Raw genomic sequence first — 1,367 nt, forward strand, 5'->3', positions numbered from 1 at the left:
TGATTTTTTTGATGCAGTGTAATAATTTCGCTTTTTGGTCATTCTATTCCCCTCTTATATTAGAAGAATAGCTCTTAAAAATACCTTTTTTTCGTCTAAAAATCCGCGCCTATATCACACTACCTTTTTTCTTTATGACTATTTAATCAGCTAATTTAATTCTATACTTTTACTACTAAGCGGACTAAATTATCACTTTCCTTCGGATTATTATGTTTAAAAGCAAATCATATCTGAACTTAGAAAATGACATCCAGCTAAAAATATATAATGATTGTGTGTATTTTTTGAAAAAAAATTTAGAATTTAGTATTCCCGCTAATATACTCTGCGCATTTTTTATCTTTTTAGTCCTCGTTCATAAAACCTCCCCTTTAGCCCTTTTCGTCTGGTGCGCCGCAATAATCCTCGTTTCTAGTTTCCGCGTTTTTATTTACCTTAAGTATTCCACCTGGTCCACGTCTTTAAATCTTAAATTTTTAGCTATGGGTGCTATTTTATCCGCTCTTTTATGGGGAATTGCGGGTTCAGCCTTAATGCCTGACGATAATTTTTTAGATCAGCGCTTAATGGCTTTTATCATTATTAGCATTGCAACGGTCGAAATAGATGCGCTCAAATCGAACCCCAGCTTGAGCTTTTTATTCTTGATTCTCTCTTTACTGCCTTTGAATGTTTGGTTTTTTTATGCCTTTTCAACGAGTTATTTTTTACTAAGCTTGGCATTTTTTACTTATTTTTGCCTCATTTTGTTAGTTTTTTTGCGCAGCTATTCCCTCTTGGTGAATAGTTTCATTTTGCGTTATCAAAATTTAAATTTAATCGAAAAATTATATTTAAGTAATGAAGGGTTAGAAGAAAGTCAGTCCCGTTTCCATGCAGCCTTTGATTTTGCCGCGATTGGAATGGCTTTAGTTTCTTTAGAAGGACATTTTTTAAAGGTCAACAAATCCTTATGCCAACTCGTTGGCTATAGTGAAGAGGAGTTGCTTAAGCTAACTTTTCAAGACCTTACTTATCAGGATGATTTAGGAACAGATTTAAAGCTGGTTCAACAATTGTTAGAAGGCGAAATCCTTACCTATCAATTGGAAAAACGTTATTTACACAAAAAAGGTACTATCATTTGGACTTTATTGAGTGTCTCCCTGCTGCGTGATAAAGAAAACAACCCCCTTTATTTTATCTCGCAAATCCAAAATATAGATGCACGTAAAAAAGCAGAAAAGGAACTAAAAGATCTTGCTTATCACTCATGTTACGCACATAAACTTGTAGTTTGACTAAAAAGCATTAGAATTCCGCCCTTAATTTTAGGGAGGGAATTAAATGGATATGCTTGATCTTTATAGTGATTATTTGATTTT

The 1,367-nt window shown here is 33.4% G+C and carries 1 protein-coding gene; it reads left to right on the top strand.

Features of this window, described 5'->3' with window-relative positions:
• Window positions 1–287 precede the first annotated feature (287 nt).
• Entirely contained in the window at window positions 288–1,283 is a 996-nt protein-coding gene (locus ELY15_RS15790) for a PAS domain S-box protein (protein WP_158617534.1), read from the top strand.
• The last annotated feature ends 84 nt before the right edge of the window (window positions 1,284–1,367 follow it).

The organism is Legionella sp. km772 (assembly GCF_003989735.1).
In the GTDB taxonomy this organism is placed as follows: domain Bacteria; phylum Pseudomonadota; class Gammaproteobacteria; order Legionellales; family Legionellaceae; genus Legionella.